General features: G+C 66.8%; 7 protein-coding genes. 6 read left to right on the forward strand and 1 reads right to left on the reverse strand.

What is annotated here, in order from left to right:
* The coding region (locus ACWDU1_RS29235; RefSeq protein WP_450003382.1) for an XdhC family protein at window positions 1–180 on the reverse strand (180 nt) is incomplete at its 3' end.
* Between the two features lie 198 nt (window positions 181–378).
* On the opposite strand from ACWDU1_RS29235, the gene ACWDU1_RS29240 reads away from it, so the two are divergent.
* The 6 genes from ACWDU1_RS29240 to ACWDU1_RS29265 all read left to right on the forward strand — a co-directional run.
* Complete coding sequence (locus ACWDU1_RS29240) at window positions 379–921, forward strand: MarR family winged helix-turn-helix transcriptional regulator (protein ID WP_450003383.1); 543 nt, start codon at window positions 379–381, stop codon at window positions 919–921.
* 307 nt (window positions 922–1,228) lie between these two features.
* Window positions 1,229–2,200 carry an ABC transporter substrate-binding protein gene (locus ACWDU1_RS29245; RefSeq protein ID WP_450003385.1) on the forward strand — a complete coding sequence of 324 codons (972 nt, stop codon included), beginning with the start codon at window positions 1,229–1,231 and terminating at the stop codon, window positions 2,198–2,200.
* A 2-nt stretch (window positions 2,201–2,202) separates the two neighbouring features.
* On the forward strand, window positions 2,203–2,994 hold the full coding sequence (locus tag ACWDU1_RS29250; RefSeq protein ID WP_450003387.1) for an ABC transporter permease: 792 nt from the start codon (window positions 2,203–2,205) through the stop codon (window positions 2,992–2,994).
* Entirely contained in the window at window positions 2,991–3,890 is a 900-nt protein-coding gene (locus ACWDU1_RS29255; RefSeq protein WP_450003388.1) for an ABC transporter permease, read from the forward strand. Before ACWDU1_RS29250 ends, ACWDU1_RS29255 begins: the two co-directional genes overlap by 4 nt.
* Window positions 3,883–4,701 (forward strand): ABC transporter ATP-binding protein, encoded by an 819-nt coding sequence (locus ACWDU1_RS29260; protein WP_450003390.1) that lies wholly within the window; start codon window positions 3,883–3,885, stop codon window positions 4,699–4,701. The genes ACWDU1_RS29255 and ACWDU1_RS29260 overlap by 8 nt, the downstream gene beginning before the upstream one ends.
* The coding region (locus ACWDU1_RS29265; protein ID WP_450003392.1) for an FAD binding domain-containing protein at window positions 4,701–5,138 on the forward strand (438 nt) is incomplete at its 3' end. The genes ACWDU1_RS29260 and ACWDU1_RS29265, both read left to right, overlap by 1 nt.

The raw sequence follows: 5,138 nt of genomic DNA on the forward strand, positions 1-5,138 counted from the left end.
GAAGGCGTCGCTGTCCACACAGCCGCCCGAGATACTGCCGGCGACCGCGCCGGCTCGGGAAACCGCCATCACCGTGCCGACGGGTCGCGGCGTCGAACCCGTCGAATCGATGATCGTCGCTACCGCGCAATCGATTCCGGCCGCCTGCCAACCGGCGACCGTGTTCAGCACCTCGTGCATCCGGACTACCCTCTAACTCGTCTCGCTGGTCCACGTGCGGGCAGGGCGTGTTCCGTCCGGCCGCCGCAGGTTCCGCGATCCAGGTGTTCTGGCGAGACGATTCGCGGAGCCTTGCTCTGGTGGGATGATAGAAAGAATCGTACAGTACCTTGGCGCAAAGCTAAGTGCGACGACAACAGATGGGTTGGGGCAGAGGCAGTGACGGAATCCTCGGACGGTGTCGGTGAGATCATCCGGCAGTGGGCGCAGTCGCGGCCCGAACTCGATGTGTCCGCGCTGGAGGTCTTCGGGCGGCTGCACCGTAGCTTCCTGCTCTATCGCTCGCGGATCAACGGCGTGTTCGAGGAGTACGGCACCAATGAGGCGGGGTTCGACGTCCTGGCCTGCCTGCGCCGGGCGGAGCCGGATTTCCGGCGGACGGCGGGGGAGCTGGCGAAGCAGACCCTCGTCACGACCGGGGGCCTGACGCTGCGGGTCAACCGGCTGGAGGAGGCCGGTCTGGTGCTCCGGGAGCGGGACGACGAGGACGCCCGGGTCGTGTACGTGACGCTGTCGGGCGCCGGGCGTGAACTCGTCGACCGGGTCGCGGACGCGCACTTCGCGGAACTGGGCCGGATGCTGGTGGGGCTGGACTCCGATCAGAAGGATCGGCTGGCGGGGTTGCTGGGCGTGCTGGAGCGGTCGCTGCGCACGGCCGAGCTACCCGAGGACGAGGTGCTCGCGGCGGATCGGCCCGCCTGAACCGTCCGCTCCGAACGCTCCCGGATCCCACGATCTGGGAGCGTTCGTCGTTTCCGGTGTCCGCTTCGGGAAAATTTTTCCGGTACCGCGTGAGGCCCGGCACACTTGCCGATCCGGTGTGACCTGCATCTCTTCGAAATTCTCGGCATGTTCCAGCGAGATCAACCGCCTGTTAATCCTCCGATTCACGAAAATCTTCCGTTGACCTCTTAGCGGTAAGGAAGTACAAATCTCTTGGAGCCAAGATGTTCGGCACCCGTGGTGGACATCAGCCCGGTCGACACCATCCTCCCGACAGGAGACCTTCATGACGAAAATCCGCCTCGCGGCCGCAGCCATGCTGGCCGGCTCGGCGCTGCTGCTGACCTCGTGTAGCGGCTCGGGGGAGCGTGCCGCCGCGGCGACCGACGGCGTACTCGAGCAGACCGAGGTGTCGGTGGGTGTCCTCCCACTGGCCGACTACGCGGCCGTGTACTGGGCGGACGAGAAGGGCTTCTTCCAGAAGGAAGGGCTCACGGTGAACCTCGAACCCATCCAGGGCGGCCCCATCGGTATCCAGAAGGTCGCCTCCGGCGAACTCGACTTCAGCATCGCCAATTCGATCTCCGCGGCGATCGCCCAGTCCCGCAAGACGCCGATCACCACGGTCGCGCATACCGCCTCGCTCGGCGACGGCAGCGGAATCCTGTACGTGAAACCCGATTCCCCGGTCCGGTCGCTGGCCGATATCGACGGCAAGACCGTCGGCGTGAACACCACCAACAACATCGGTGATGTCACCATCGCCAATCTCGCTGCCGGTGAGGGCGTCGAGATCGAACCGCGGTATGTGGAGGTGCCCTTCCCCGAGATGCTTCCGGGAGTGCAGGCCGGTTCGATCGACGTCGGTTACGCGCCGGAACCGTTCTCCTCGGCGGCGCGCGGCGCCGGGATGCGTGAGATCGCGGATCTCACGACCGGCACCAACAACGCCCTGCCGGCCTCGATCTTCGTGGCGGGCGACGATTTCGCCGATTCGAACCCCGACACCACCGCGGCGTTCGCACGCGCGATCTATGCGGCGGGCGCCGATATCGCCGCCAACGAGGCCGCGTTCCGGGCCTGGCTGCCGGGTGTCGCGAAGGTCCCCGCGGCGGTGGCGCAGTCGATGTCGCTGCCGATCTTCGCCTCGGGTATGGACCCGGCGAAAATGCAATCGGTGGCCGATATGCTCGCCGCCCAGGGCCTGGTCCCGGACGGCTTCGACGTCACCTCCCATCTCGTCACGCTCGAGGGCTGACCATGCTTCTCCTCAGTGAACCGCTGGGCCGCAACAAGCAGATCGGCTACGGAATCGCGGGTGTGCTCGGCACGGCCCTGCTGGCCGAAGTGGTGATCCGGACCGGACTGCTGTCCACCCCCGGACTGCCTGTTCCGAGCCGGGTACTGGCCGAGACCGGTGCGCTGTTCGGAGATCAGCTCTTCTGGCAGGAAGTGGGCTTCACCCTCCGCGAATGGATGCTGGGCCTGCTCATCGCGGCGGTGGCCGGTGTACTGCTCGGCGGTCTGATGGGGGCGTTCACCCGGGTGTTCCTCGCCTTCGAACTCCCGGTCGAGGTGTTCCGGGTACTGCCCTCGGTCGCGCTGGGACCGATCCTGGTACTGCTGATCGGATCGGGAATGCTGCCGCTGTCGATCACCGTCGCGCTCGCCTGTATGTGGCCGATTCTGCTGAACACCCTCTACGGTGTTCGCGCCACCGATGTCACCGCCGTGGCGACCGCCCGGACCTTCGGTCTGTCCGAGATCGCGATCCTGGGCCGGATCAAGATTCCCAGCGCACTGCCGTTCGCGTTCACCGGGATCCGGATCGCCGCCTCGATCGGGCTCATCGTGGCGGTCAGCGCCGAACTACTCATCGGCAACGGTCAGGGAATCGGCGGCTACATCCTGCTGAACAGCGCCAACGCGACCAATCTCGACACCGTCTACGCCGCGACGCTGGTCGCCGGTGTGCTGGGTGTCGCGGTGAGCACGGCCTTCACCGTTCTCGACAACAAGGTGTTCGCATGGAAGAAGGGGCTGGCCCAGTGACTGTCGTATCCACCGACGAAGCCGGGCCCGCCTCGGCGGTGCGGCCGGAGACCCGGTCTCCGGTCCGCGTGGCGACCGCGCGGCGCCGCCGGAACCTGCCGGCGCTCGCCCGCGATACCGGCATCCGGGCGATCGTTCCGGTGCTGATCCTGGCCGCCTGGTGGGGACTGTCGCAGTCGGAAGTCGGATCGTTGATCGTGGCGCCGCCGCTGGACGCGTTCCAGCGGGTCTTCACCGATTTCTTCGGTACCGAAGCCGGTCGCCTGTTCCTCGGTGACGCCACCTTCGACCATTTCCTGCCCAGCGTGACTCGCGCGATGGCGGGATTGGCGCTGGCCGTGGTGATCGGGGTGGGACTGGGCGTCGCGCTGGGTGCCGTGCCGGTGCTGGCGGCGCTGTTCCAGCCCCTCATCCATCTCGGGAGGTCGCTGCCCAGCCCCGCGCTGCTGGGCGTGTTCTTCTTCCTGTTCGGAACAGGGGACAGCCCGAAGATCTTTCTCATCGCGTTCTCCGTGGTCTGGCCGATCCTGTTCAACACCATCGACGGTGTGCAGAGTGTCGGGACGGGCCGGATGCAGGCGGCCGCGGTGTTCAAGATCTCGCGGTGGAATGTGCTGACGCATATCGTCCTTCCCGGCGCGGCGCCGAAGATCTTCGCCGGTGTGCGCACCGCGATGTCGCTGTCGCTGATCATCATGATCATTTCCGAACTCCAGAAATCCGAGAACGGGCTGGGTTATCTGCTGATCCGGACCCAGCGGGACTTCGACTACACCGGGTTCTGGTCGGTCCTCATCGTGCTGGCCGCCCTGGGCGTGGCACTCAACTTCATCTTCGTGTTCGTCGAACGGCGGGCGTTGGCCTGGCACCGAGGAGTGACTCAGCAAAATGACTAGTACCGATACGGCGATCACCTCCGCGGAACTGGTTCTGACCGGTATCTCGAAGTCCTACGGAACCAACCTGGCCGTCCGCGATATCACCGCCGGGGCGGCGGCGGGAAAGGTCAGCGTTATCGTCGGCCCCTCCGGATGCGGTAAATCGACGCTGCTGCGAATCATCAGCGGACTCGATGTGCCGACGGCCGGGGAGGTCACCTTCAACGGCGCCCGGGTGTCCGGCGTTCCCGACGGCCTGGCCATGGTGTTCCAGGACTACGCCCGCTCGCTGTTCCCGTGGATGCGGGTGGACAAGAACATCGCCTTCCCGCTCAAACACCTGCCCCGGCCCGAGCGCGCCGCCCGGGTGCAGGAGGCCATCGACGCGGTCGGGCTCTCCGGCAAGGAGAAGCTCTACCCGTGGCAGATGTCGGGCGGAATGCAGCAGCGCGTCGCCATCGCGCGAGCACTGGCCAGCCACCCGAAACTGCTGCTCATGGATGAGCCGTACGCGTCGGTGGACGCCCAGACCCGCGCCGAGCTCGAGGATCTGCTGCTGCACATCCAGGCCACGCTCGGGATCACCGTCCTTGTCGTGACCCACGATATCGACGAGAGCGTCTACCTGGCCGACCACATCATCGTGCTGTCGAAACCGCCGAGCGTCGTGGCGGAGACCATCGATGTGGACCTGCCGCGCCCGCGCGATCACATCACCACGAAAACGGATCCGCGGTTCGTCGAGATCCGTTCGCATGTGACGCGGCTGCTGCGGGGCGACGAGACCACCGCCGCCGCGCAGCAGCCGGTGCCGAGCAAGGCGCACTGATGCGGGCCACGGCCGACGGTTCCGGAATCGTCGCCCAGACGCAGTCGGCGCTCGCGCCGTTCCGGTTGTACCGGCCGGAGTCGGTCGCGGAGGCGGCAGCCGTGCTCGCGGCGGACCCGGAGGCCGTGATCGCCGCCGGATGCAGTGATCTCGTGGCGGGTATCCGTGAGGGTCGTGCCCCCGCGGCGCTGCTGTCGCTGCAGAAGGTGGCGGGCCTGAAGACGATCACCCATGCGCGGGGGATACTGGATATCGGCGCGATGGTGACCCACTACGAGGGTTCGGCCAGCGCGACCGTCGCCGCGGCGATTCCCGGTCTCGCCGAGGCGTGGTCGCGGATCGCCACGGTGCGGATCCGCTATACCGGCACGATCGGCGGGAATCTGATGGCCCGGCGTTTCCGCTACGAGATGCCGCTGCTGCTCGACGCGCTCGAG

This window comes from Nocardia sp. NPDC003345, from assembly GCF_053589395.1.

What these genes read in the sequence shown, in the direction of transcription:
- ACWDU1_RS29250 (WP_450003387.1), top strand. Translation starts at nt 2,203, where the DNA reads ATGCTTCTCCTCAGTGAACCGCTGGGCCGCAACAAGCAGATCGGCTAC.
- ACWDU1_RS29245 (WP_450003385.1), top strand. Translation starts at nt 1,229, where the DNA reads ATGACGAAAATCCGCCTCGCGGCCGCAGCCATGCTGGCCGGCTCGGCG.
- ACWDU1_RS29260 (WP_450003390.1), top strand. Translation starts at nt 3,883, where the DNA reads ATGACTAGTACCGATACGGCGATCACCTCCGCGGAACTGGTTCTGACC.